Consider the following 25,384-nt stretch of genomic DNA (forward strand, 5'->3'; position numbering starts at 1 on the left):
GTAATTCTAAATGTCAAAGTTTTTTATTTATCTTCTTTAGCAAAAGTATTAATTATAGTAATAAAACTCTTGGCTAAAGCTTCTTCCTGAGCGACAGGAAGTTTTTTCATATCATTTGTAAGTTTGTCAAGAAAAACACGGTCATTACTTAACTTATTTACAAATGTCTGTGATTTAGGAGTTTTTGAGGATTCATCAATTAAAGTAATTACGGATGTTTGTAGTGCTTTTGCAATCGCATCTAATTTTTGAATACTGATATTTTGGTTACCTGTTCTTTCAATTTTAGAGATGAAATTTACTGATAGACTACTGAATTCCGCAAGGTCCTCTTGAGTCATTCTCAAACTCCTGCGTCTTTTTTTGATCGCAGCTCCTAAGTTGTCTATCACTTCAATCACAATTCCTTTCACACAGATTTCTGCCTGCGCTTTTTAGAATAAAGTTAAACTGTAATTAAATGAAGAATTTATAATATTATCTTCCTTCATTTAGTATATTCATACACCTAAACTACGGGGGCTAACATTAATTAAATAGGTATTGTAAAGTAATATATAGGTTTGAACTTAGGAAATTTGAGAGGAGCAAAAAGAAGTATAACAAATATTAATTTTCTACGATAGTTATTTTATTAAAACTTAAGAAACTTTGCTGCTGCCATTAGAGTAGTTTAAATCTACTCCATCTTGAACATTAAAAATATAAACATGGAAATGAACATCATTGGAATTGACAGATTGTCCCTCCATTTCGACTCTCCAAGCAAGTAATTCATTATTTCTAAAAATTGTTGTCACACGGTAGCAAACGTAATTATTTGGTGAAGATTTTAGATAAGTTGCAACTTCATTTTCATATATCAGCATGTCTGGATCATTTAAATGTCTAGTTCTAGTCATTAGGTTTTTCCCATTATTTTGGACAGTTAATTGATAACCAATTAAGTGAGAGTGATTGAAAAGCCAATAATGATTGATTTTTTTATTATGCCAGCCAGTTGGATTAACATGAAGAGCCTCACGTTTTGTTTTAGGCATTAATGATTTATTTAAAAGCGCATTAGCTGCTGTTACAAGATTTTGGGAATCAAAGTCACCATATTTTTGCCAAGCCCCATGGCTTGTATCTAAGTCTGATTTTGAAAAATCTGGATTATTATCAACATTAACGATGCTTTTACCGTCGTAGTTAAGAGTAGCTAATTTTTGTTTGCTTAGTGATTCGACGGCATTGGGGTTAGTATAGTTTTTTAATTGGTTTTGAAGATCAGCTTTCCTTTTATCTAAAAAACTAATTTTCTTTTCAATTTTTTGATTTTTATTTTTTAAGCGACTAGCTTCTTTTTGATCACTATAGTCATACTTGTATTTTTTATAATTTTAATAGCACTAGCTGAACTTGTCTGAGAGGTATATGTTTGACCAGCTTCTAGCGAAAACAAGAGGGCAGCGGCTAAAAATTGAGTAATTTTTTATTTATCATTATTTTTTCGCCTTTCTATAACCAGCATTAATTACATCTTGCTCACTATTAAAATAGACTGCATTGGCTGAATGCATGTTGTAGCCTGCTTGTCCGGAAACGTGGTAGATCATTGAATTGCGATTTCCTACAATTGTACCCTGATTTGCAGTATATAGATTACCTTGACTTTGACTAGATGAGCTATTATTGTTTGTTTCTTGATTTTGCTTAGCTTTTTTCTGTGCTTCTTGAATTTCTTTCTTTTTAGCAGCAGCTTCTTTTTGAGATTGAGCTTCAGTAGCCTTTCTTTCCCGTTCAGCTTCTTGTTTTTTCTTCCTGCGTAAGAACTTTAGCTCTAGCTTTTTCTTTATTAAGTTCCTTCGTTCCTACTTTTTTTGTAATTGTCTTAGTAATAGTTTTGTGGGCTACTTTTTTACTTTTAGTTAAAGTAGTTTTTTGAGTAGACTGTTGGCTTGTATTATGCGAACTAGGAGAGGTAAACAATCCTAATACGAAGAATAATCCAATTGTGACACAGTTGGCCCAAAGAATCGGATGAGCAGCTTTTTTGAATAAAACTTTTTTAACAAGATAATATGGAATTAGGTAGAACCAAAAGAGGATCCACATAATTATTTTGACAACTATATTTTTCATCTTACTTTCTACATTCTTAATATCCTCATTTGTTAGGATAATATAATGATTTCGATAATAAAATAAAAAATTAAAAAAATGCTTGACGAAAATTGATTAAAATTATAATATACTTTTAACAATTAATTTAAACATTTTGCTGGTTGAGTAAATTAGTAATGTTCTTTTAGAGAGTCTACGCATGGTGTAAGTAGATAGAGCGTCTAATTGAAGATGGACTAGAAATTAAAATGGTGATAGCGAATTTTAATAGTAAGCTATCAACGGAGTTGCGATCGTTAACAACGCAAGGTAATTCTTAATTAAGTTTAAGAGCTACTTACTAAGGTCATTTATGTGAATAAATGACAAATTAAAGGTGGTAACGCGAGCACTCGTCCTTTTGGGAATGAGTGCTTTTTTGTTTTAGGAGGAAAGCACAATGCATAAGAAGAGAATTAGAAATCGGATAATTTGGTCAGTAGTTGCAATTTTAATTGTAATTGCAGGATGGTTTAGCTTTGGACCAACAAGTAATACTACAAAAGATCAAAAAGAAGTAGTGGTGGGAGTAGTTGGTCAAACAAAACAAGATGCTGAAATTTGGAAGAGTGTAGCAGAGACTGCTAAAGAAGATTATGGAATAAAAATTAAAATTAAGAACTTTACTGACTACAATCAACCTAATAAGGCACTTCAAAATGGAGATATTGATTTAAATGCTTTTCAACATTACACTTTCTTGAATGCTTGGAACAAGGCAAATCATGGTTCATTAGTCGCAATTGGTAATACTTATATCGCTCCAATTAGATTGTATTCAAAGAAATATAAAGATATTAAAGACTTACCACAAGGAGCTACAATTGCTGTTCCTAATGATGCTTCTAACGAATCAAGAGCTTTATATGTATTAAAGAATGCAGGTTTAATCAAATTAAGAAAAGGAGTTAAGCTGGCAACAGTTGCTGATATAACTTCAAATCCTAAAGGATTGAAAATTAAAGAAGTTAGTGCTGAACAGACAGCAAGAGTAATTGATGACGTTGATGCAAGTATCGTTAATAATACATATGCAGTTCCAGCTAAATTAGGGGACAAACAAACAATTTATATTGAACCTTTAAACAAGGATTCAGAACAATGGATTAATATTATTGTTGCTAATAAGAAAGACAAGAATAATAGGGTGTACAAAGAATTAGTTAAGGCATATCAAACAGAGAAGACTAAGAAGTTGTCTGATAAACTTTACGGTAAGACTGAAATCGCAGCTTGGGGACTAAAGCTGAAATAAGATAGGGAGAGATTCTAATGACAGCGCAAATTGATTTAAAAAATATTACAGTTCAATTTGGACAGAATAAAGCAGTTAATGAAGTAAGTTTAGAAATAAATAAGGGTGATATTTATGGAGTAATTGGTTTCTCCGGTGCAGGAAAATCAACTCTAGTAAGAACCATTAACTTATTGCAATATCCTTCTGCTGGTTCAGTTGAAGTTAATGGAACAGTTTTGTTTAAAGATAATAAATTACAAGTTAGTAAAAAGCAGCTTCAGGAAAAAAGAAGAAAAATTGGAATGATTTTTCAGAATTTTAATCTTTTAAACGAAGAAACAGTCATTGAAAATGTTGCTTTTGCATTACAACATACACATTTATCTGATAAAGAGCTTGAGGAAAAGTCACTCCACTTATTAGAATTAGTCGGCTTGAAAGATAAGGCTAATTTTTATCCAGTTCAATTGTCTGGTGGACAGCAGCAGCGTGTTGCAATTGCACGTGCATTAGCTAATGATCCTGATATTTTAATTTCTGATGAGGCAACAAGTGCACTTGATCCAAAAACGACTAATCAAATATTAGACTTATTATATGATTTAAATAAAAAATTAGGTTTAACAATTGTATTGATTACTCACGAAATGGATGCAGTAAAGCGAGTAGCAAATAAGATTGCTGTAATGGAAACGGGAAAAATAATTGAAAAAGGGGACTTACGAGAAGTATTTTTACATCCGCAAAAGCAATTAACTCGACAATTTGTGGGTGGCGCTTTACAAGCACAACATATTTTGAATACCTACAATTTTGATAAGTTGGCCGATAATGCGGAACTCTATCAATTGGTTTATAGCATTAATGATGTTACTAAATCAGTTGTGGCTGACTTAGACGTTGCTTTAAATACAAAAGCAAGTATTCTATATGGAAACGTGGAAGTATTGAGTGGTGAACCAATTGGAACACTAGCTATCTTATTGAATTTAGACAAACAAAAACAAGAAGAAGCAATTAAATTCTTGAAAAGTAAGAATGTAGTGGTAACTAAATTAGATAAAGGAGTGCTGACTAATGATTAGTTTTTTTACTAAAAACTTTCCTAATGTTGTAGCCCTTGGATGGGGTGGAGATGCTGGTTGGGGAACAGCTATTTTTCAAACTTTATTTATGACTTTTTGGTCAGCTATTTTTGGAGGAGTTCTAGGTTTAATATTTGGTTTATTACTAGTTTTGACTAAGCCTAAAGGAATTTTAGCGAATAAAGTAGTTTATTGGATAGTTGATAAATTAGTATCAATTTTTAGAGCAGTTCCATTTATTATTTTGTTAGCCTTTGTTGCTCCTGTTACTCAGAAGATTGTAGGTACTCAAATTGGAATGAAAGCAGCCTTAGTGCCACTAACCTTAGGAGTTTTTCCATTTTTTGCACGCCAAGTTCAAGTTGCTCTTGAAAGTGTTGATAATGGAAAGGTTGAAGCAGCCGAAGCTTTGGGTGCTTCTACAAAAGATATTATTTTTGATGTTTATTTAAGAGAAAGTAGATCAGAGTTGGCTAGAGTTTCAACAGTAACCTTAATTAGCTTGATTGGATTAACAGCAATGGCCGGTGCTGTTGGAGCTGGTGGACTTGGAAACACAGCTATTTCTTATGGATATAACAGGTTTAATAATGATGTTACTTTAGTAGCAACTTTATTAGTACTTTTATTAGTGCTTATTGTACAAGTTGTCGGAGACTTGGTGGCCAAGAAGTTAAATCACCAAGAGCGCTAAGCGTATAGCATTGTAAAACTATTTTTAGTATAATTTTAATACATGATATTAGCGAAGAATTATATTCTCCGCTTTTTGTATGCCCTTTCATTAAAATTTAGCTTATAATTAAGATAATGAAAACGGAGGATAAAAAATTATGGTAAAAAAAGGTTATCGTGTTGAAAGTGATACATTAGGTCCAGTAGAGATTCCTGAGAAGGCATTATGGGGGCCGCAAACTCAAAGAAGTAAAGATAACTTCCATACAGGTGCATTAATGCCAATTGGAATTGTTCGAGCACTTCTTCAGATAAAACTTGCAGCAGCTCAAGCTAATATTGAGGCTGGAACTGAAACAGAAGAAAAAGGGCGAGCAATTATCGAAGCAATTCATCAATTACTTGATTTAAATAATGATGAATTGCAACCTTATTTTCCACTTCATGTATATCAAACAGGTTCCGGTACTCAAACTAATATGAACGTAAATGAGGTGGTGGCTAATTTAGCTAATAAAAACCATCCTGGCTTAAATATATTGCCCAATGATGATGTAAATATGGGGCAATCTTCAAATGATACATTTCCAACTGCAATGAATTTAGTTGCAACTCAAGCTTTAGATGATTTAAAGCCATCTATTAAACACTTAATTAAGGAATTAAAAGTTAAGCAAGATGAGTACTGGACGACAGTTAAAGTGGGAAGAACACATTTAGAAGATGCGGTACCATTAACTTTTGGTCAAGAGATATCTGGTTACATTTCTGCTCTTAATCATGATTTATCTTACATTAATGAATTAGAAAAAACTTTATATGAATTACCAATTGGAGGAACTGCAGTTGGTACAGGTCTTAATGCTGCTCCTGGGATGGCTGAAGATATTGCTGAACGCTTATCAAGGAAATATGGTCATCAATTTGATGTTAAGACAAATAAATTCTTTGGCTTGGCAAATCACTCCGGTTTAAACGTAGTTCATGGGGCTTTAAAAGCTTTAGCAGCTGACATGTTCAAGATTGCTCAAGATATTCGTTTTTTAGGTTCTGGTCCAAGAGCTGGTTTAGGTGAACTTAACTTACCAGCAAATGAGCCTGGCTCTTCTATCATGCCAGGTAAGGTTAACCCAACTCAAGCCGAAGCAGTTACAATGGCATGTGTAAGAGTTTTTGGTAATGACACTACAATCACTATGGCTGCATCCCAAGGTAATTTGGAAATGAATGTCTTTAAACCTGTTATCATTGCTGCCTTTTTAGAGTCCGCAAATGTTTTATCAGGAACTATTTCTGGATTTGCTGACAAGATGATTCATGGTATGACTGTCAATAAAGAAAGAATGGCTAAAGATGTGACTGATTCTTTGATGACAGTTACTGCACTTTCACCACATATTGGTTACCATGAAGCAGCTACAATTGCTCAAACTGCTGCTAAAAATAATACAACTTTGCGTACAGCAGCTTTAAAGAGTGGATTAGTAACTAAAGAGCAATATGATAAGTGGATGAAGCCAATTACCATGACGAATGCAATGAATACTGAGCCAATTGATGATTAAAAGAGGGATAAACAATGGCATATAAATTTCCAACGCAAACATTAGATAACCTAAAAAAAGATTACGATGCAATTATTGTAGGTAGTGGTGGTACAGGATTAGCTGCTGCTATCCAAGCACAACAATATGGCCTAAATGTTGCAATTCTTGAAAAAAATAATTTCCTAGGTGGCAATACTATGCGTGCAAGCTCAGGAATGAATGCCGCTGAAAGTATTGTTCAAGCTCGTTTAGGTGTAAATGACAGTATGCAAAAATTTTACGATGAAACATTAAAGGGTGGCGGCTATATGAATGACCGTGAAATGCTTCATTATTTTGTAGAACATGCGCCTTTAGCAATTGCTTGGCTTGAAGATCTGGGTATTAAAGTAGATGATTTAACTATTACTGGTGGAATGTCTAAGAAGCGTACGCACCGACCATCATCAATGGCACCAATTGGGGCATTTTTAGTTAATAACTTACTTAAAATTGCTGATGAGAAAAATATTCCAATTTTTACTGGTGCTAAAGTTACTGAATTGTTGCAAGATGCAGATAAAAAAATTAACGGTGTAGAAATTAATAATGATCTTAAAGTAAATGCAAAAGCTGTTTTACTTGCTACGGGTGGTTTTGGAGCTTCAAAGGATTTAATTGCTAAATATCGGCCAGATTTGCGTGATTATAAGACAACTAATCAAGCTGGTGCGACTGGAGATGGCTTAAAATTAGCTGATAAGGTAGGAGCTCAATTAGAACAGTTAGAATTAGTTCAGGTTCACCCAACTGTTCAACAAGATACGGACCATGCTTATTTAATTGGAGAAGCAGTCCGCGGGGAAGGAGCCATTCTGGTTGATCATCAAGGTAAAAGATTTGTTAATGAGTTAAATACTAGAAAAGTTGTATCAAATGCGATAACTAATACACCTGAACATTCTGCGTTTTTGATTTTTGATCAAGGAGTAAGAGATCGAGTAAAAGCGATTGAATTTTATGATTCAATTCATCTAGTGATTCATGGAAGTACTATTGAAGAGCTAGCTGAAAGTATCAATGTACCCGTGGCTACTCTTGAACAAACTCTCAATACGTGGAATCAAGCTGTTGAAAAGCATGATGATACAGAGTTTAACCGTAGTACTGGGATGGCTAGCTTAGATCATGCACCATATTATGCTATTCACATTGCTCCAGCTATTCACTATACAATGGGCGGCATTCATATTGCTCCAGATACAAGAGTATATGACACGAATGGTAATTTTATTCATGGTTTATATGCTGCTGGTGAAGTTAGTGGAGGATTACACGGAAACAATAGAATTGGTGGTAATTCTATTGCTGAAACAATTATTTTTGGCCGTGAAGCAGGAAAAGCAATGGCAAATTTAATTAAATAAGGCGTTTTCAATAGAAAGGCAGCTTGTGTACACTTAAATTGTAGAAGTTAAGTTTTCATTTTAAAGGAGTATATAAAAATGAGTCGTAGAAAAGTATTTTTAGTTGGTGACGGCCGTGTAGGTTCAACTTTTGCAAATGACTTATTGCAAAACGTTAAAATTGATGAACTAGTAATTTGTGATGTAGTTAAGAAAATCACTGAAGGGGATGCTTTAGATCTAGAAGATCTCGCACCATTTGTTGGCCAATGTACTGTTAAGAGTGGCGACTATAGCGACGCTAAAGATGCAGATATTGCTGTAATTACTGCAGGTGCTGCAAGGAAGCCCGGAATGACGAGACTAGATTTAGTAAACACTAATGTTAAAATCTTGAAGTCAATTGTAAAGCCAATTGTTAAATCTGGTTTTAATGGCATCTTTGTTGTTTCTGCTAATCCAGTAGATATTTTGACTACTTTGACTCAAAAGTTAACTGGTTTTCCTAAGAATAAAGTTATTGGAACAGGAACATCTCTTGATACTGCACGTTTGCGTGTTGCTTTATCACATAAGACGGGAGTTAATGTAGACCACATTGATGCTTATGTTCTAGGTGAACACGGGGATACTTCTTTTGAAAACTTTGATGAAGCGATTATTGATCATAAACCGCTTCGTTCATATAAAGAATTAGATGAGCAGACTTTAGTAGATTTGGAAACTGATGTCCGTAAAAAGGGTGGAAAGATTATTGCTAATAAAGGTGCAACTTTCTACGGTGTTGCAATGTGCTTAACCCAAATTTGTAAATCGATTTTAGAGAATAAGGCTCAAGTTTTACCACTTTCAGCCCCAATGAATGGTGAGTATGGTATCCATGATCTTTACTTAGGAAGTCCAGCTGTAATTACTGCTAATGGAATTAGTGATGTAATTGAACTTTATTTGTCCGATGATGAAGAGAAGAAAATGACTTATTCAGCAACGAAGATGAAAGAAGTTGTTGATAGAATCGAATTATAGTCAATATTTTTAATAAAATTAAAACGTCTCGTACTTAAGTTAAGAGTGCAAGACGTTTTTTCTGTGATAAAATTTTAAAGGTATGATATTAATCGAAGTTTGGGGACTATGAAAGTGAAAAATAAAGAAATTCAAAATGAACGTGTAAATCAACTACACCACCAGCATACTTTATCACATCATCATCATATGCGAATTCGCTGGCAAGAATTTTTTACTAGTGATAATATTACGCCAGCTAAAAATGCTACTTTAGCTGAACGCTCAGTAATTGTAGGTCATATTGGAATGATGCTATTGTCTTATGGGACCGGAGCTTGGCGAGTAAGATCGGCTATGAATACAATTGCTCGGTGTCTAGATATGACTTGTAGTACTGATATTGGACTAGTTTCAATTGAATATACGTGTGTTGATGCAGATGGTAAAAGTTATACTCAGGCCTTGAGTTTGCCATCAACAGGAGTTAATACAAATAAGCTAGATCGAATGGAAAATTTTGTTAATCAGTTTAAAAAAGATGATGGAAACTGGACAATTGGTCAAATTCATAATCGTTTAGAAGAAATTTCTACTATGAAGTCACAATATGAACCTTGGCAAGTTGGTTTAGCAGCTGGACTTGCATGTGGCGGATTTATTTTTTTACTTGGTGGGGGGATTTTTGAAGTTATTTGTGCTTTTTTAGGAGCTGCTTGTGGTAACTACGTTCGCCGAAAAATGGCCGATCGACATCTTACTATATTGGCTAATATTACAGTGTCAGTTGCTATTGCGTGTCTTGTATATGTAGCTAGTTTCTATTTAATTAGATTATTTTATCCAGTAAGTTTACATCATTTAGATGGATATATTGGTGCAATGTTGTTCGTGATTCCTGGTTTTCCATTTATTACCTCTGGACTAGATATTTCTAAACTTGATATGCGGTCGGGACTTGAACGAATGGCTTACGCAATAATGATTATTGTGGTCGCAACTGCAGTTGGCTGGGTAATGGCTTTGCTTTTAAACTTACATCCACAGAATTTTGAAAAATTAGGATTAACCCCAGTAGTTTTGACTTTATTAAGATTACTAGCTAGCTTTTGCGGTGTATTCGGCTTCTCAATTATGTTTAACTCTAAAATCTCAATGGCAACTATTGCTGGCATTTCTGGAGCCATAGCCAATACTTTACGTTTAAGTTTAGTGGATTGGTCAAACGTTCCACCAGCAGTTGCTGCGTTTATTGGAGCTTTTGTTGCTGGGATGTTAGCATCAATTATTAGACGTAAAATTGGTTTTCCAAGAATTGCAATTACTGTTCCTTCAATAGTTATCATGGTTCCGGGACTTTATATGTATCGAGCAATGTTTAACTTAGGATTAACCTCATTAAATGCAGGTGCACTATGGATGGTACAAGCTTTAATGATTGTCATTTGCTTACCATTGGGACTTATTGCAGCACGTATTTTAATGGACAAAGATTGGCGTCATGCAGGATAAAATTTCACAAAAAGTTGTCATAGAATTTAAACTATGGCAACTTTTTTCGTATAATTAATAGAACAATAGAATAGAAAATAAAGAATGAGTGACGATTATGCAAAAGAAAATTTTATTGCTTTCTACTGGAGGCACAATTGCTTCTGTTATGTCAGATGCAGGTTTAGTTCCTAAGGAATCTGGAGAACAATTAATTAATATGTTGGGTGAGTTACCGTATGATATTACGGTCGAAGATATTTTACAGTTAGATTCTTCAAATATTCAACCAGAGGAATGGAAACTGATTGCAGAAAAAATTTATGAAAATCGAAATAAATATGATGGAATCGTAGTTTCGCATGGAACGGACACTATGTCTTACACTGCTTCAATGTTAGCTTTTATGCTGCAAAATATTAATATTCCTGTTGTTTTAACTGGAAGTCAGGTGCCAATTAATGTTGTCTTAAGTGATGCACCAGATAATTTAAAATTGGCTTTTGCAGCAGCAGCTAGTTGTCATCCAAATATTTACTTAGCTTTTAATCAAAAAGTAATGCTTGGATGTAGAAGCGTTAAAGTCAGAACTATTAACTTTGATGCATTTGAAAGTGTAAATGTACCTCCAGTTGCGCGAGTAACATCTGATGGGTTAGTTTTTTCTGAACAAAACTTACCTAAAAATACTGGAGAAACTGTTTTAAATACCGAGATTAATCCACATGTTTCTTTAGTTAAACTTTTCCCGGGTTTTGATCCTAATTTGTTGTTTGCGATGGTTGATAGTGGCTGTCAGGGAATTGTAATTGAAGCTTATGGTCTAGGCGGTATGAATTATATTAGAAGAAATATGGTAGCAGCTGTTGGAAAATTAATTCGAAAAGGTATTCCAATTATTGCTACTAGTCAATGTTTGTATGAACGCAGTGATCTTACTAAGTATGAAGTTGGCCGAGAAGCATTACTTGAAGGTGCAATTAGTGCTCGAGATATGACTTCAGAAAGTGCAATTACCAAGTTAATGTGGGGTCTTGGGCAAGGCTGGAATGTTCATGAAATTTCTGAATTTTTTAATACTGATGTTGCTGGCGAGGTCACTATTGAAAAAGATGATAACTTACATGTAGATTAATTTTTAAGGATAGAATGAAAGAAAAGTTTAAACGACCAATTGGCTTAACAACTACTGAAGTTGAGCAAAGAATTAAAGAAGGAAAAATTAACCGTGCAGTTAACGATCAAGCTAAAACTACATGGCAGATTATTAAAGAAAATACCTTTACTTACTTTAACTTGATCTTTTTGGTATTAGCTATTCTTTTAGTTGTAGTTGGTGAATACAAAGATTTAACTTTTTTACCAGTAATTATAGCTAATATGATAATCGGAATTGTTCAAGAATTACGAGCAAAAAGTGTTTTAGATAAATTAAACGTGATGAATACAACTAAAATTGCTGTAATTCGTGATCAAGAGGAAAAAGTTATTCCAATTGAAGATTTAGTGTTGGGAGATGTAATTGTACTTCAAACAGGAGATCAAATTCCAGCCGATGGACAAGTTATCTCAGGTACATTGAGAGTTAATGAGGCATTGTTAACTGGGGAAGCGGATGAAATAGAAAAAGACGTTGGCTCAGCCCTCATGTCTGGAAGTTTTGTAGTAGCGGGCAAAGCATATGCACGTCTTGAAAAAGTGGGTAAAAATTCTTATGTTTCTAAACTAACCTTAGAAGCGAAAGCGATGAATTCAAAAGAAGGTTCCGAAATGGTTCGCTCAATTAATAAATTAATTAAGTGGGTAGGAATCATTATTATTCCTTGCGGGATTGCTCTATTCATTGTTGCTCGATATGTAAATCATCTAACTTTACCCGAAAGTATTGTATCAATGGAAGCAGCAGTAATTGGAATGATTCCGGAGGGCTTATATTTATTAACTACCATTGCTCTGGCTTTAGCTGCAATGCGCTTAGCACGTTCACAAGTGATGCTTCATGATATGAAGAGCGTAGAAACATTAGCCCGGGTTAACGTCTTATGTGTTGATAAGACTGGAACCATTACTGAACCTAAAATGGAAGTTGAAAAAACTGTTCCTGTTAGTACAAGCAAGGAAAGCTTGACGAAAGAAATTTCTATTTTTGCTCAAAATATGCCACATGATAATGCCACTATTAAAGCGGTAGCAAAAGCTTTTAATAAAAAATTTAATGTTCAGGCTACGCAAATTATTCCTTTTACTTCAGTAAACAAATATAGTGGTGCAGTTGTTAACGGTAATACTTTACTCATGGGAGCACCAGAATTTGTACTACGAGATCAATTTGAAGCATACGAAAAAGAAATAAATCAATATACGAGTCAGGGATACCGTGTTTTAGCATTTGCCAAATATCCAGAAGTCTTAAAGGATGAAAAGCAGAAACTCTCTAAAGAAGTTGAGTTGCTCGGTTATATTTTGATCTCTAATCCAATTCGAAAGGAAGCAAAGAGTACTTTTGAATATTTTGATCGTCAAGGTGTAAATATTAAAGTAATCTCTGGCGATAATCCCTTAACTGTAGCACGCGTTGCTAAGCAAGCTGGTATTCGAGATGCAAATAAATTAATTGATGCGACTGAAATTGGTGAAGGTGACTACGGAGAAGTTGTCAGAAAATACAATGTCTTCGGCCGCGTAAAACCTGATCAAAAGAAAAAGTTAATTAGGGCACTTCAAAAAAATGGTAATACAGTTGCTATGACTGGGGATGGTGTCAATGATATTTTAGCAATGAAAACTGCAGATTGTTCTATTGCCATGGCCTCTGGAAATAGTGCCGCTGTACAAGCATCTCAGGTTGTTTTATTAGATTCTGACTTTGCTAGAATGCCTAAAGTTGTAGATGAGGGTAGGAAAGTAGTTAATAATATTGAAAGATCAGCTAGTTTATTTTTAGTTAAAAATATCTTTTCTTTCTTAATGGCAATCTTTTCTTTAGTTTTTGCAATGTCTTATCCATTAAGACCAGCACAAATTGCTTTGATTTCTGCATTTACGATAGGTCTGCCTTCATTCTTACTGGCTCTTGAAAATAATTACAATCGTATTCGTGGAAAATTTATACCTAATGTGTTATCTAGAGCGATTCCAGGTGGAATTACAGATATGTTAGCTGTTTCTATTCTAGTGGTTGCAGATATTGTGCTAGTTCTGGGACGACAAGAAGTAGCCACTACGGCTACAATGTTATTAGTAGCAGTGGGTATGATGGTTTTATACCATATTTCAAGACCTTTAAATAAATTTAGATGGACCGTACTAGGTGTTTCTTTCTTAGCATTAGTTCTGTCTATAATTTTCTTCCATAATTTATTTGCTCTTTCCCGTATTTCAGCGACTGCTGTTTTCTTATTATTGGTTTTATTTTTTGCAGAAATTACAGTATTTAGATTATTAAGCAAGTTTGCGGATGGTGTAAGAGAAGTATTAGTAGTTTATGATCAAAAGGGAAAAGATTTGACTCTAAATGATATTAAACAAGCATATCGCAAGGGAAGAAATATGGTTAATGCACCAACAAAAGAGTAAATTGTTAAATAAGCATAATTTTTTATTGTTTGTAATGATACAATTAGAAAGTTAAGTAAATACTTATTCGAGGTAGAAAATGGAAAATAGTTTTATAAATAAATATAAAAGTCGAATAATAGATTATCTTATTCCAATTGTATTAAGCGTAATTATTGCAACTATTCTAATTTGGACAGAATTAAGTACCCGGTCTGGTCTAACTTTAGATGATACTGCTTTTCATTTTCATCGTTTTTATGATACATATCAGCAAATACAGAATCATAATTTTTCATATTTTCAGATGAATTATGGTATGGGAGCAAGTGGGAGAATAGTAAATGCCCTCTATGGTCCATTTTTAGCTTATTTAATGGGATTTTTATTATTATTTTGTAGTTCCTGGCTTCGCTTTCAAATTGTAATAACTTATTTGATTTTTATAATTGGTGGGCTAGGTACTTATCATTTAAGCCGAAAAGTAAAAATATCAAAAACAGTTTCTGCGATAATCACTGCTATGTTTTTGACAACTGGATATATTGCTTATTGGCCGCGTTCAAATGCATTTAACTCTTGGGGAGCAGTTTTAATACCTTTTGTTTTAATGCAGGGGATTAATTTACTGAATAATCATCAGAAACGTTTTAGCTGGGTTAGTCTAGGAATTGTTATGGCAATTGTAGCTCAAATTCATTTATTGAGTACCTTTTTTGCTATTTTAACTTTAATTCCATTCTTTATTTACGGCTTAGTTTTAAGTAAAAATAAACATCAAATGTGGATTGATGCCTTTAAAGCAGTTGGCTTGTTTATTATTTTAACAGCTAATGTTTGGGGAGCATTTTTATTGCTTTATCCTACTAATCAAATGGCATCCCCAATTAATTATTCACCAGTTCTAACAGCTTTGAACTTATCTGTTGCTGGTGCGTCTACGATGTGGACATCCATTACTGAAGTTACTCTATTACTATTTATCGTCCAAATAATTTATGTATTATTTAACTTTAGGTCTTCTAGACTAAATACTTTCGTAACTCTTGAAGGAGTAGTATTTCTTTATTTAAGTTCTAACTTATTTCCATGGCAATTTATTAAAGATAATTTTCCAGCAGTAACTGGTTATCTGCAATTTCCAAATCGATTTACGGTAGTAGCTTATCCGCTACTATTTATCGGTATTGGCCTAACTATTACTGAAATAATTAAAAATCATGGTAAAAAGATTGGTATAATTGCTAGTGCTTTAGCTATTGTAGTAGTGTTATTCAACGTTAGAGCTGACTTTAATGAAATAAATAATAATATTACTTACAACAAAGGGATTACTAGTAATGTTAAAGAAATGAAAGAACAGGGGCTAGACGTATATATTAAAAAGATTGCAATTAATAGCCCTGATTATCTTCCTGTTCAAAGGAAAATCAAGTCTTCGGATGTTACGGGGATATTGATGAGTATGGCACCGCAAGAAAAAAACTTTAGTAAGAAAAATTTACCAGGTGGCCAATTGCAACTTAAGTGGAATGAGGCTAAGGCAAAGCTAGTTACTCTACCAATTTTTATGTATCGCCAATCTCAATTGAATGTAAATGGCAAAAAGGTGAATCCAAAACTTAATGAAATTGGAATGCCTCAAGTAACAGTAAAAGTAGGAGAAAATACAGCTATTCTTTCATTTAAGACACCAACTTGGTTTACAGTATTATTGTGTATTTCAATCCTAGGTTGGGTTATAATGATGATTTATGGGGTATTTAGATTAGTCAAAATAATAAAGAAATAATCTAAAAAAGCTTCCCATAGCTAGAATTAATAGTTCTAGCTATGAGAAGCTTTTTAATTGGATTTATTATTCTAATAAATCTACAAAAGTCGCTTCAGTAACTTTTTGTAAATCATCAGGATTGATCATGATACTTCTACCAATTTCACCACTTGAAACAGCAATTTGGTTATGGTCTTTCATGCTGCTGTCTAAATAAATTGGAAAATGATGTTTTTGATAAATACCAATTGGTGTGTTTGCACCATGAACATAGCCAGTTGTTGCGACTAATTTCTTGAGGGGAAGAAGTTCACATTTTTTGTTTCCAGAAGCCTTAGCCAATTTCTTCATGCTCAAATGTTCGGTAACAGGAACAACGCCAACAATTGGGCTATTTTTATTTCCCTCACATACCAAGGTTTTATAGACCAAAGCCTCTTCATCGTCTAAAATAGAAGTATCCATTTGTTTAACATCGCCTTTTTGAATTGTAGCGAATTGTAATTGTTTATATGGAATTTTTTGTTGATCGAGCATTTTTTCGACCAACGTCTTATTAAGTTTTTTCTTTTTATTTTTTTTCGACATTTTTCTCACCTTTTAATATCATAAACGTGAGAATTTAACATGTCAAAAGGGGACAAGATTAGTGAAATTATTAGCAATAAAAGTTGAATGTAGCCATGAACTTGAAGATGGATTAAGTTTTTTCATGCAAGATGAACTGAATGCCCAAGGCATTGAAAGTCGCAAGCGAAGTGATTTTGTTGCCGAAGGTGAAAAGCATGACAGCAGTTTAGTTGAACTAGACGACATTGAAAACCTACCTAGGGATTTAGAGTTAACAGCATATTTTAATTATGAAGATGCTGATAAAAAAGAGTTAGTTCAAAAAATTACTGATAAGATAAACGAAATGAAAGGCTATGGACTAAGTGCTGGAGAGGTCTCAATCAGTACTAAAGAAGTAGCTGATGAAGATTGGAATACAGCTTGGCAAAAGTATTATCATGTTATTGATTTTTCTCGCCATTTGGCTATTGTTCCGGAGTGGGAAGATTATCAACCAGCATTTTCTGATCAACAATTGATTCGGTTAGATCCTGGCCTAGCTTTTGGAACTGGTGGGCATACTACAACTCAGTTAGTATTATTAGCCATGGAACGTGCTTTAGTAAAACCAATGTCTGTTTTAGATGTAGGAACTGGTTCAGGAATCTTAGCAATTGCTGCAAGTAAATTAGGGGCAAGTCATGTTTTAGGAACGGATATTTCAGATGAAGCCGTTACTGCCGCTAAAGAAAATATTGCGTTAAATAATATCGACAATATCGATGTCCGAAAAGCTAATTTATTAAAAGATATCGATGAAAAATATGATTTAATTGTGGCAAATATTTTAGCCGATATTTTATTAGAATTAATTCCAGATTTGGATAGTCATTTAAGTGAAAATGGTAAAGTGATTTTTTCAGGAATTGATTATTTGCAGCTTCCAAAAATTGAAAAAGCTCTTGCAGAAAATAACTTTGAGATTAAAATGAAAATGCAAGAAGGACGCTGGATTGGTTTATTAATTGCTAGAAAGTCAGATTAAAAATAATTTATAGAATGAAAAGGTAAGCAAAAAATGAAGAAAAAAAGTGAAGAAAAGAAAAATTTTAATTTTAAGCCATGGTGGAGTAAAATAAATGAAAAATCATTTATGCCACTTATTTGGTTAACTTTATTAGGAGTAATTGTTTGGATTATATGTCCACTAGTTCACTTGAGTCGTGTTTGGCGAATTGGATTAGTTTTCTTTATTTTTAATACTTATTTAAGTTATCAAATTGGTCGTATCATGCAAGTTCGCAAATTAAGCTACTGGTGGTTATTACTTTTCCCAATTGTTTTTGCTATTGCAGTCTTAATTCACTTTGCTAAATACAATTTCTTATTATGTTTAGTATATTTAAGTTTTGAATTATTTGGTTTATGGCATGATGATTTTTACAAAGAAAAGAAATAAAGAATAGGTGATACTTTATGTCAAAATATCGTGAAATGACTCATGAAGAGGTTCTTGCTGAATGTAAGAAGTACATGAATGATGAGCACTTAGCTTTTGTTGAATCAGCATATGAATTTGCTAAAAAAGCTCATGCAGGTCAATTTAGAGTGTCTGGTCAGCCTTATATTATTCACCCTACTCAAGTTGCAGGAACTTTAGCAACTTTGCGTTTAGATCCTGATACGGTTGCGGCAGGCTACTTACATGATACAGTTGAAGATACACCAGTAACAAATGATGATATTAAAGAAAAGTTCGGCAAAGATGTTGCTTTTATTGTTGACGGTGTAACTAAATTAAGTAAGATTCAGTATAAATCTAAAAGTCATGAAGAATATCTAGCTGATAATCATCGAAAGATGCTAATCGCGATGGCTAAAGATTTGCGTGTAATCATGGTCAAGTTAGCTGATCGTTTGCACAATATGCATACTTTGGATCATTTGCGTCCTGACAAGCAAAGAAGAATTGCTGATGAAACTTTAGATATCTATGCTCCGCTTGCTGACCGTTTAGGTATTGGAACTATTAAGTGGGAACTTGAAGATATGAGTTTGCACTATCTTAACCCACAACAATACTACCGAATTGTGAATTTAATGCAGTCTAAGCGTAGCGAGCGTGAAGGATACATTGCAGATGCAATTTCAACCTTAAAGCAAACTTTAGATAGTTTAGGTATCAAGTATGAAATTTACGGTCGTCCTAAGCATATTTACTCGATTTATAAAAAAATGGTTAATAAGCACAAAGATTTTAGTGAAATCTATGACTTGTTAGCTGTTCGTGTAATTGTTAAGTCAGTAAGAGATTGTTATGCTGTTTTAGGTGCAGTTCATACTAAGTGGAAGCCAATGCCAGGTCGTTTTAAAGATTATATTGCAGTTCCAAAAGTAAACGGCTACCAGTCACTTCATACAACCATTATTGGTCCTGGCGGCAAGCCTTTAGAAATTCAGATTAGAACTGAAGCTATGCACCAAGTAGCTGAGTATGGTGTTGCCGCACACTGGGCTTATAAAGAAGGTGTAAAGGGTGAAGTTGAGCAAACTGATGCAAATAAGAAGCTCAACATGTTCCAAGAAATCCTTGAACTTCAAAATGAAACCAAAGACTCTCATGAGTTTATGAAGAGTGTGAAAACTGATATTTTCTCAGATCGTGTATATGTTTTTACTCCTAAGGGCGACGTTTATGAGTTACCTAAAGGATCTGGTCCATTAGATTTCGCTTATATGATTCACTCTGAAGTGGGAGCACATTCAGTTGGAGCTAGAATTAACGGTAAAATAGTACCGTTAGACTATAAGTTGAAAACTGGGGATATTGTTGAGATGTTGACTCAAGCTTCAGCTCGACCATCTCGTGATTGGGTTAACTTAGTAAAAACTTCACGTGCACGGAATAAAATTAAACGTTTCTTCAAGGCAGAAGATAAAGAAGAAAATATTGAAAAGGGCCAAAGCATGATTGAACAGGAATTGTCAAATCGTGATTTAGTTCCTAAAGAGTTTATGACTAAAGCTGATGTTCAGCGGGTTATTGATCATTTCAACTATCACAACGATGAAGAGTTGTTTGCTGCAGTTGGGTATGGTGAAGTTTCTGCGGCAACAGTCGCAAATCGTTTGACTGAAGATTTACGTAAAAAAGCTGAAGATGAAAAGCAGCGTCAACTTGAAGAAAAAATTATGAACGCTGGTCAGCAAAGTACAGAAGAAGACAACGATTCAGATGCTCCAGCAGACATTATGCGCGTTAAGCATAATAATGGTGTTATGGTCCAGGGTGTATCGGATTTAATGCTGCATTTAGCTAAATGTTGTAATCCTGTTCCTGGTGATCCAATTATTGGTTATGTAACTAAAGGACGTGGCGTAACTATTCATCGTGCAGATTGTCCAAATATAACCGAAGAAGCTAAAAAGCAGGGCCGATTGATTGATGTTGCTTGGGAAAACATTGCTAAAGATAAGAATAAAGAGAACTATAATGCTGATATTGAAATTTATGGCTTTAACCGTTCACGTCTTTTAAGTGATGTAATTAATGCACTAAATTCTAAGACTAAGAATATTGTTAATATATCTGGAAAAGTAGATAGTAATAATATGGCACATATCTATGCGACTGTATCAGTTAGGGATGCTGCGCATTTAGAAGATATCCTGACCCGAATGAGGGATGTGCCAAATGTTTATGAAGCAAAGAGGTCAATTAATTAATGCGTGTTGTTCTTCAAAGAGTAAATAAAGCTCAAGTTGCTATTGATAATAAAGTTGTAGGTAAGATTGAACGTGGTTTTCTTTTATTAGTAGGCTTGCGCGAGGGTGACGAATTAGAACAAGTAGAAAGGGCTGCTGATAAAATTTCAAAAATGCGTATTTTTGAAGATGAAGAGGGAAAAACTAATTTATCTTTAAAAGACGTAAACGGAGAAATTTTAAGTGTCAGTCAGTTTACTTTGCTAGCTAATACAAAAAAAGGAAATCGACCAAGTTTTGTAGATGCAATGCGGCCGCCTAAGTCAAAAGAGTTGTGGGAAGACTTTAACCATGAATTAGAAAATAGAGGCTTTCACGTTGAAACTGGTGAATTTGGAGCAGATATGCAAGTTAGCTTAGAAAACGACGGTCCATTTACAATTGTTTTAGATATTTAAAATATTCAAGAAAGAGCTTACAAAGGTTGACTTTCTAGTCTTAAAAATATAAGCTAAGAAGGAATTATCGATGACAAAGAATGTAGATTAGCATGATCTATCACAGAGACCGCTTGTTGGGTGAGAGAGCGGATAGATTGCGATCTGTGACACCTTTAGCAGATAATAGATCGTTTCGCGAGCGTTAATCGCAGCAACCAAAAGGTGGTACCGTGCTAATTTATTGCGCCCTTGATTTAGTTCAAGGGCGCTTTTTTATTAATATATTAAAGGATGATTAAATGAAAGTTCAAAGACCAAAAGGTACAGTCGATATTTTGCCAGCAGATTCTGGTTCATGGGAAAAAGTAGAAAAAATCGCAAGAGATTTCTTTAAGCGTGCAAACTATCGTGAGATTCGTACACCAAGTTTTGAAAATTATGAGGTCTTTTCTCGTTCATCTGGTGAAAGTTCAGATGTTGTAGAAAAAGAAATGTATGATTTTAATGATAAAGGGGGACGTCATATTGCACTTCGTCCTGAAGGAACAGCTGGCGTAGTTAGAGCCTATGTTGAAAATAAATTATATGGGCCAGATGTAGTAAAGCCATTTAATGTTTACTATATCGATAACACCTTCAGATATGAAAGACCCCAAGCAGGCCGTCAACGTGAATTTCACCAGATTGGTGTTGAAAGCTTTGGCTCAAATAGTCCACTATCTGACGTTGAAACCATTATGATGGGACATGACTTACTTGCTGAACTTGGTGTTAAGAACTATGAATTACACATCAATACTTTAGGTAATGAACAAGTTAGAAAAGATTATCATGATGCCTTAGTAAATTACTTTACTCCGCTTAAAGATCAACTTTCAGAAGATTCACAAAGACGCTTGTCAATGAATCCACTTCGTATTCTTGATTCAAAGGCTGAAGAAGATAAACAATTTTTACCTGATGCGCCAAGAATTGTTGACTACTTAGATGAAGATTCTAAGAAGAATTTTGAAACTATTACTGATATGCTTGAACAATTAGGCATTAATTATGTTTTGGATGATGATTTAGTTCGTGGTCTTGACTACTACACTGGGGTAATCTTTGAATTTGAAGTTGAAGATAAGAACTTATGGGAATCAGCAACTACAATTTTAGGTGGTGGACGTTATAACCATCTAGTTGAAGAATTTGATGGCCCAGAAACGCCAGCAGTTGGTTTTGGTATTGGTGAAGAAAGATTGATGCTTGTTCTTAAAGAACAAAATCCTGCATTATTTGAAGATGAAGGAATTGATTTCTTTATTACTAATATTGGTGCTGGTACTGAAATGAAGACTGTTGAGATTGCTCGTTCTCTTCGCAAACAAGGATTTAAGGCACAATACGATGTTGATCAAAAGAAATTAAAGCAACAATTTAGAAAAGCTGATCGTGTTCATGCAAAATTTGTAATTACATTGGGTGCTAAAGAACTTGAAAATGGTGTTCTTAATATTAAGCGTTTAGCTGATGGAAAGACTCTAGACTTAAGTTTAGAAGACTTAAATGATATGAAATCTGTAATGAAAAAGATAGAGGATTAAAAATTATGATGAATATGGAAAAAAGAACAGACTATGCTGGTAATATTACTAGCAAATATGAAGGACAAGAAGTAACTCTTTATGGTTGGGTACAACGTGTTCGTAATTTAGGTAATTTAGTATTTATTGATCTTCGTGATCGTGAAGGTATTGTTCAAGTTGTTGTTAATAAAGATTCCGGTAAAGAATTAATGGACATTGCTGATTCTCTTAACAATGAAGATGTAATTGAAGTTAAGGGAAAAGTTGTTAAGCGTTCGAGTGTAAATCCAGATATGAAGACTGGTGAAGTTGAAGTTGATGCAACTGAAATTGATATCTTGAATAAGTCTAAGGTTCCACCTTTTGAAATTAAAGATGATATTAAGTCTGCTGAACAAACTAGATTAAAGTATCGTTACCTTGATCTACGTCGCCCAACTTTACAAAAGGCAATTATGCTTCGCTCAAAGATCTTAAAGGCTACTCATGAATACTTTGACGAAAATGGATTTATTGATATTGAAACTCCAATTTTAGGTAAGTCTTCTCCAGAAGGTGCTCGTGACTACTTAGTTCCATCAAGAATTTATCCGGGTAGTTTTTATGCACTTCCTCAATCACCACAATTATTTAAACAATTATTGATGGGCGCAGGTTTTGATAAGTACTACCAATTAGCACGTTGTTTCCGTGACGAAGATTTGCGTGGTGACCGTCAACCTGAATTTACTCAAATTGATATGGAAACATCATTTACTGATGAAAAGCAAGTTCAAGACTATACTGAAGGTCTTTTGAAGAAGATTATGAAAGATGTAATGGGAATTGACTTGAAGACACCAATCAAGCGTATTACTTGGGATGAAGCAATGAACAAGTACGGTTCTGATAAGCCAGATACTCGTTACGAAATGTTTATTCATGACTTAAGTCCAATCTTTAAGGATAGTGAGTTTAAGGTCTTCTCAGGTGCAATAGCTGACGGTGGTTATGTTAAAGGAATTGCTGTTAAGAATGGTGCTAAGCAATACTCACGTAAGAAGATTGAAGAAAAACAAGACTACATTAAACGCTACCACGCTAAAGGTTTAGCTTGGGTTAAATACGAAGATGGTGAATTTTCAGGACCAGTTTCTCGTTTCTTAACTGATGAAAACAAAGAAGCTCTGAAGAAGGAATTCGAACTTGAAGGTGGCGAATTAGTAGTATTTGTTGCTGATAAGTGGAAGGTTGTAACTGATTCACTTGATCACTTACGTCGTGAATTCGCTAAAGAAACTGGTATTATTCCAGAAAATGTTTATGACTTTGTATGGGTTGTTGACTGGCCATTATTTGAATATGATGAAGGTCTAGGTCGCTGGATTGCTGCTCACCATCCATTTACAATGCCAGATGATGAAGGTATTAAGTTACTTGATACAGATCCACACAAGGCTCATGCGCGTTCATACGACATTGTTATGAATGGTGATGAAATGGGTGGTGGATCAATCCGTATCCATAAACGTTCAATTCAAGAAAAAATGTTCAAGGCACTTGGTTTTACTAAGAAACGTGCTTATGAACAATTCGGTTACTTACTTGATGCTTTAGATATGGGATTTCCACCACATGCAGGTCTTGCTATTGGATTAGACAGATTTGCTATGATGCTAGCACAAAAAGATAATATTCGTGACGTAACTGCCTTTCCAAAGAATGCCTCTGCTTCTGAACCAATGATGCATGCTCCAGCTCCAGTTGCTGATCAACAATTAGATGATATTGGCATCAAGGTAGAAGACAAGTATGAAGACAGTGTTAAAGAAATTGAAGCACGTCTTGAAAAGGAAGCTCAAGAAGATGCCGATAAAAATTCAACTTGGGATGAATAAATAATAATTTAGAATTAAAAAGAGTGAAGTCCATTCATGGAATAGACTTCACTTTTTTGTTAGTTAAATGTAGTTAAAAAAGCCATTCTAGAAATTAGTCTTTAGAATGGCTTTTTATGTACATGATTTTATTTAATTAAATATTTTCAACAAATTTTGCAATTCGTTTTAATGCCTCTTGTAACTGCTCAGTTGAAGAGGCATAAGACATTCTTACATATCCTTGACCACCTTTACCAAAGTAGCGGCCAGGAGTTACGCCGACTTTTGCTTTTGTAGCTAGTTCATTTGCAAATGCTTCATCATCAGTACCAAAGGTATCAGGAATCTTAGCGAAAATATAAAATGCGCCTTGTGGAGTAGACATTTCAAAGCCCAATTTTTCTAGTCCAGCCTTCATAAATTTGAGTCGATCTTCGTAAATTTTTCTAGATTCAAACGGATCAGCTTGACCATTATTTAAGGCTTCAATTGCTGCTGCTTGCACATTATCAGTGACTGAAGTAACTAAAAAGGCATTAACTTTTTGAATTGTTTTCATAATATCGGCTGGAGCAGCAATATATCCTAATCTCCATCCTGTCATTGCGTAAGCTTTTGAAAGACCTGAAATCAAAATATTTCGTTCAGGGATATATTGAGATAGAGAGTGATGAACGTTATTGCCATAAACTAATTCTCCATAAATTTCATCAGTTACAGAAAATAGGTGGTACTTAGTAATAACTTCTGCAAGTGCTTTTAAAGTTGTTTCTGGATATACTCGACCAGTAGGATTTGATGGATCAGTCAAGATAATTGCCTTGGCGCCTTTACCTTCATTTTGTAAAACACTTTCAAGATGTTCTGGTGTAAGAATAAAGCCATCTTTTGAAGTATCAATTTGAACAGGTATAGCACCTGTTAATTTGATTAATTGAAAATAAAGAGCCCAAACTGGAGTAGGAACTAAAATTTTGTCTCCTGGATTTAAAATAGACATGAAGACATCGTTTAAAGCACCAGTAGCGCCGACAGTTACACAAATTTCACTTTTTGAATCGTAATCAACACCAATGCTTCTTTTTAAATACTTACTGATAGCTTCTAATAATTCCGGTTTACCAGCCTGTGGAGCGTAGTGAGAATCATTCGCTTTGATATCAGCAATAGCAGCTTCTTTAACATGATCGGGTGTATTTAGATCAGGTTCACCAATAGTTAATTTAATAATTCCGGGAATTTTAGAAGCTTTTGCATCAAAGGCTCTAATTTTAGAAGGTCCTAATGAATTTAATCGTGTGTTTTTTGTAAGTGATAAGTCGTTTGCTAATTTTAGCATAATATAAATCCCTCCACTAATA

The 25,384-nt window shown here is 34.1% G+C and carries 19 protein-coding genes and 2 pseudogenes; 16 read left to right on the forward strand and 5 right to left on the reverse strand.

Annotation, left to right across the window (positions count from 1 at the left end; all coding sequences use genetic code 11):
* Positions 1-23: 23 nt before the first annotated feature.
* The 3 genes and pseudogenes from H1A07_RS03875 to H1A07_RS03885 all read right to left on the reverse strand — a co-directional run bounded on the left by H1A07_RS03875 (position 24) and on the right by H1A07_RS03885 (position 2,124).
* Entirely contained in the window at positions 24-413 is a 390-nt protein-coding gene (locus tag H1A07_RS03875; RefSeq protein WP_077410342.1) for a helix-turn-helix domain-containing protein, read from the reverse strand.
* A 228-nt stretch (positions 414-641) separates the two neighbouring features.
* Positions 642-1,471, reverse strand: a pseudogene (locus tag H1A07_RS03880) (DNA/RNA non-specific endonuclease).
* Between the two features lie 13 nt (positions 1,472-1,484).
* Positions 1,485-2,124 (reverse strand): annotated as a pseudogene (locus H1A07_RS03885) (cell envelope integrity TolA family protein).
* A 421-nt stretch (positions 2,125-2,545) separates the two neighbouring features.
* Between H1A07_RS03885 and H1A07_RS03890 the strand changes: the two are divergent.
* From H1A07_RS03890 to H1A07_RS03935, 10 genes are all read left to right on the forward strand, one after another.
* The gene (locus H1A07_RS03890; protein WP_094496669.1) at positions 2,546-3,400 is read left to right on the forward strand and encodes a MetQ/NlpA family ABC transporter substrate-binding protein; all 855 of its coding nucleotides are present in this window, start codon (positions 2,546-2,548) and stop codon (positions 3,398-3,400) included.
* 17 nt (positions 3,401-3,417) lie between these two features.
* The gene (locus H1A07_RS03895; protein ID WP_057718445.1) at positions 3,418-4,467 is read left to right on the forward strand and encodes a methionine ABC transporter ATP-binding protein; all 1,050 of its coding nucleotides are present in this window, start codon (positions 3,418-3,420) and stop codon (positions 4,465-4,467) included.
* A complete protein-coding gene (locus H1A07_RS03900; RefSeq protein ID WP_057718446.1) occupies positions 4,460-5,161 on the forward strand; it encodes a methionine ABC transporter permease in 702 nt (233 codons plus the stop codon). The genes H1A07_RS03895 and H1A07_RS03900 overlap by 8 nt, the downstream gene beginning before the upstream one ends.
* 139 nt (positions 5,162-5,300) lie before the next feature.
* Positions 5,301-6,707, forward strand: a complete 1,407-nt coding sequence (locus H1A07_RS03905; protein ID WP_210145398.1) for a class II fumarate hydratase — start codon at positions 5,301-5,303, stop codon at positions 6,705-6,707.
* Positions 6,708-6,721: 14 nt separating this feature from the next.
* On the forward strand, positions 6,722-8,095 hold the full coding sequence (locus tag H1A07_RS03910; RefSeq protein WP_210145399.1) for a flavocytochrome c: 1,374 nt from the start codon (positions 6,722-6,724) through the stop codon (positions 8,093-8,095).
* Positions 8,096-8,173: 78 nt separating this feature from the next.
* The gene (locus tag H1A07_RS03915; protein ID WP_210145400.1) at positions 8,174-9,100 is read left to right on the forward strand and encodes an L-lactate dehydrogenase; all 927 of its coding nucleotides are present in this window, start codon (positions 8,174-8,176) and stop codon (positions 9,098-9,100) included.
* A 108-nt stretch (positions 9,101-9,208) separates the two neighbouring features.
* Positions 9,209-10,591, forward strand: coding sequence for a threonine/serine exporter family protein (locus H1A07_RS03920; protein WP_094499009.1), 1,383 nt, complete (start codon positions 9,209-9,211; stop codon positions 10,589-10,591).
* A 97-nt stretch (positions 10,592-10,688) separates the two neighbouring features.
* Positions 10,689-11,705 carry an asparaginase gene (locus H1A07_RS03925; protein WP_057718455.1) on the forward strand — a complete coding sequence of 339 codons (1,017 nt, stop codon included), beginning with the start codon at positions 10,689-10,691 and terminating at the stop codon, positions 11,703-11,705.
* Positions 11,706-11,719: 14 nt separating this feature from the next.
* A complete protein-coding gene (locus H1A07_RS03930; protein WP_210145401.1) occupies positions 11,720-14,146 on the forward strand; it encodes a cation-translocating P-type ATPase in 2,427 nt (808 codons plus the stop codon).
* Between the two features lie 79 nt (positions 14,147-14,225).
* Positions 14,226-15,917 (forward strand): glycosyltransferase family protein, encoded by a 1,692-nt coding sequence (locus tag H1A07_RS03935; RefSeq protein ID WP_210145402.1) that lies wholly within the window; start codon positions 14,226-14,228, stop codon positions 15,915-15,917.
* A 66-nt stretch (positions 15,918-15,983) separates the two neighbouring features.
* On the opposite strand, the gene ybaK is transcribed toward H1A07_RS03935, so the two are convergent.
* Entirely contained in the window at positions 15,984-16,487 is a 504-nt protein-coding gene (ybaK, locus tag H1A07_RS03940; protein WP_094499004.1) for a Cys-tRNA(Pro) deacylase, read from the reverse strand.
* 61 nt (positions 16,488-16,548) lie between these two features.
* Here ybaK and prmA point away from each other — a divergent pair, with 61 nt between their 5' ends.
* The 6 genes from prmA to aspS all read left to right on the forward strand — a co-directional run bounded on the left by prmA (position 16,549) and on the right by aspS (position 24,041).
* Complete coding sequence (gene prmA / locus H1A07_RS03945; protein ID WP_210145403.1) at positions 16,549-17,496, forward strand: 50S ribosomal protein L11 methyltransferase; 948 nt, start codon at positions 16,549-16,551, stop codon at positions 17,494-17,496.
* A 33-nt stretch (positions 17,497-17,529) separates the two neighbouring features.
* Entirely contained in the window at positions 17,530-17,910 is a 381-nt protein-coding gene (locus tag H1A07_RS03950) for a hypothetical protein (RefSeq protein ID WP_057719094.1), read from the forward strand.
* A 17-nt stretch (positions 17,911-17,927) separates the two neighbouring features.
* Positions 17,928-20,177, forward strand: a complete 2,250-nt coding sequence (locus tag H1A07_RS03955; protein WP_057719095.1) for a RelA/SpoT family protein — start codon at positions 17,928-17,930, stop codon at positions 20,175-20,177.
* Entirely contained in the window at positions 20,177-20,614 is a 438-nt protein-coding gene (gene dtd, locus H1A07_RS03960) for a D-aminoacyl-tRNA deacylase (protein ID WP_210145404.1), read from the forward strand. Before H1A07_RS03955 ends, dtd begins: the two co-directional genes overlap by 1 nt.
* Positions 20,615-20,895: 281 nt before the next feature.
* Complete coding sequence (hisS, locus tag H1A07_RS03965) at positions 20,896-22,182, forward strand: histidine--tRNA ligase (RefSeq protein WP_094499001.1); 1,287 nt, start codon at positions 20,896-20,898, stop codon at positions 22,180-22,182.
* 5 nt (positions 22,183-22,187) lie between these two features.
* Positions 22,188-24,041 (forward strand): aspartate--tRNA ligase, encoded by a 1,854-nt coding sequence (gene aspS / locus H1A07_RS03970; protein WP_210145405.1) that lies wholly within the window; start codon positions 22,188-22,190, stop codon positions 24,039-24,041.
* A gap of 136 nt (positions 24,042-24,177) precedes the next feature.
* Here aspS and H1A07_RS03975 read toward each other — a convergent pair whose 3' ends face one another.
* Positions 24,178-25,362 (reverse strand): aminotransferase class I/II-fold pyridoxal phosphate-dependent enzyme, encoded by a 1,185-nt coding sequence (locus H1A07_RS03975; RefSeq protein WP_094496353.1) that lies wholly within the window; start codon positions 25,360-25,362, stop codon positions 24,178-24,180.
* Positions 25,363-25,384 lie beyond the last annotated feature (22 nt).

It is taken from the genome of Lactobacillus taiwanensis, assembly GCF_017894345.1.
Classification (GTDB): domain Bacteria; phylum Bacillota; class Bacilli; order Lactobacillales; family Lactobacillaceae; genus Lactobacillus; species Lactobacillus taiwanensis.